The sequence below is a fragment of the Vibrio sp. 10N.222.54.A3 genome, from assembly GCF_041474095.1.
GTDB classification, from domain to species: domain Bacteria; phylum Pseudomonadota; class Gammaproteobacteria; order Enterobacterales; family Vibrionaceae; genus Vibrio; species Vibrio crassostreae_C.
The window spans coordinates 1-2,241 of record NZ_JBFRTN010000154.1 but is presented as its reverse complement, the minus strand read 5'-3'; the positions used below and the strand labels follow the sequence as shown (position 1 = coordinate 2,241).

Annotated in this window: 2 protein-coding genes; both read left to right on the top strand. The window is 42.0% G+C overall.

What is annotated here, in order from left to right; all coding sequences use genetic code 11:
• The first annotated feature begins 268 nt into the window (after positions 1-268).
• Entirely contained in the window at positions 269-694 is a 426-nt protein-coding gene (locus tag AB4507_RS22190) for a septal ring lytic transglycosylase RlpA family protein (RefSeq protein ID WP_372183408.1), read from the top strand.
• Positions 695-1,136: 442 nt separating this feature from the next.
• Entirely contained in the window at positions 1,137-2,150 is a 1,014-nt protein-coding gene (locus tag AB4507_RS22185) for a manganese-dependent inorganic pyrophosphatase (RefSeq protein ID WP_017062680.1), read from the top strand.
• Positions 2,151-2,241 lie beyond the last annotated feature (91 nt).

The following is a 2,241-nucleotide window of genomic DNA, read 5'->3' as shown; positions in this document are numbered from 1 at the left end:
CTCCTCCTACTCGATTGTGTGCTTTTTAAGTGCTCCATCATGTGGTGGTGGTTAATAAATCAACAACTTTAAGGCATTGTTAAAGTTGACGTTTTGAAGATAAAACCTTTCATGAATATGACTGAAGCGAGCGTGCTTCATGAAAACATTGCGGAATCACACTAGTGATAGCCTTCGCTGAGAACTCATAATACTCAGTTCAATACTGCTGAACCGCACTACAATGAAAATAGATAAACATTACATGAAGAAGATCTACTGAAATAGCATGAAAAAACTAAACCTTATCTTTGCCGCTTTTCTTATTACTTTGCTTGCCGGATGCTCGTCACATGCGGCCGTCGATACTTCAAAAACAAAGGGCTATGCCAATTCACATGCGCTTGTGGGAGTGGCTTCTTGGTATGGCGATAAATTCCATGGAAAACTGACGGCAAGTGGTGAAGCGTATAATAAAAACGCCTATACAGCCGCTCACAAAACCTTGCCATTTGGGACTATCGTGAGAGTGACCAATACAGCCAATAACAAGTCAGTCGATGTCAAAATTAACGATAGAGGCCCTTACGTAAAAGGCCGAGTGATTGACCTTTCCCACAAAGCATTTTCTCAAATTGGTGACGTTAAGAAAGGCGTAGTAAAAGTCAAAATTGAGATTATTGATGACAGCAACACCTTTCGATACAAACACTAGAATCCCCTCCTAACCTCCCCTTGGTGTACATCTCCGCTCCCTTACCAGCAACGGGAAGGGGAGGAAAAAAACCTCGATCTCGATGATTGAATAGCATATTTATGCTTACTCGATAAGGCTGCTTTTGCAGCCTTTTTTGTGCCTTTCGATAATCCATTTTTAATAAGATTATCTTATTTTCAGTATGTGGGTTGATGATGTTATGTGGTCAATAAATCAGTGTCTTAGCTTTCTTATCATTAGGGTTCATTGAAATTCATTGTGAAATAATGAAAAGCTAACCTAATCCAAGTTGAGCTTTGGTGTGATTAACAGTGAAAGCCTAAGGGCAATTACATTTAGTTACTTACTGAAGTAAAACTGAAATATTAGTTACACGGTTCTGAAATTTTTGGTGTTTAGCTTATGGGCTTCTATATCGCATTTAAATAAGGAAATACCCGTGAAGCTAACCCCTGTCGTTGCAGCCGTAATTATGTCTTTCAGTTCAGCAAGTTTTGCTTTTAGCTTGCAACAATCTGCCAATGAAAACAGTGAAGATCTCGTATGGACAGGGCACCTAAGCCCAGACAGCGACACGGTAATGTCTGCGATGCTCGCGGCTCATATTTATGGTGGTACGGCGACAGTGCCTGAGCCGATTAATCCTGAATCGACGTTTATCTTGAACTACTGTAATGCAGAATCTCCACGTGTAGAGACAGATTACTCTTCATACCGAGTGGGGCTGGTTGACTTCAACCAAGTGACTCAATTAGCACCAACTATTGATCAAGCATCCATTGTGGCAGTGGTCGATCATCATGCGATTGGTGGCTCTCCAATTAACACCCCGCAGATTGTCGAGATGGATATCCGAGGTTGGGGTTCAGCTGCAACTATACTGGCTGACAATGCTGAAAAGCTCGATGTGACATTACCTAAACACCTCGCTTGTGTTGGCTTGGGTGCGATTCTTTCTGACACAGTGGTATTCCAATCAACAACTACAACAGATCATGATCGTGAATACGCAGAGAAGCTGGCGAAGGTTGCAGGCATTTCAGATATCGAAGACTTCGGTCAACAGATGTTGGTTGCTAAGTCAGATCTTAGCCACCTTTCATCTGAAACCATTCTGACGCTGGATTACAAAAACTTTAAGTACGGTGGCAAACAGGTGGGTATCGGTGTTGCTGAAACACTAATGGCTCAACAACTGATTGACCGTAAAGACGATCTTCTAGCAGCAATGAAGACTTACAAAAAAGAGAACGGGCTAGACCATCTGTTCTTTTCAATCACAGATACCAAGAACAAAGAAGCGAACTTATTGTGGGTGGATGAAAGCGACTATCAAGTCATCAAATCGGCTTTCAACGCTGAACCAACAAGTGACATGCTGACTTTGGAAGGTGTCACTTCACGTAAGCGCCAGATTGGCCCTGCGGTTCAAAAGGCAATTGAGAGCTTGTAAGTAGAAAGAGAGTTTGGAGGGGATTGGTAGAAATACCAATCCCTTTTTTAATTATTGGGCGTCTAAATGGGATTTGTCGAGTAGACGACAC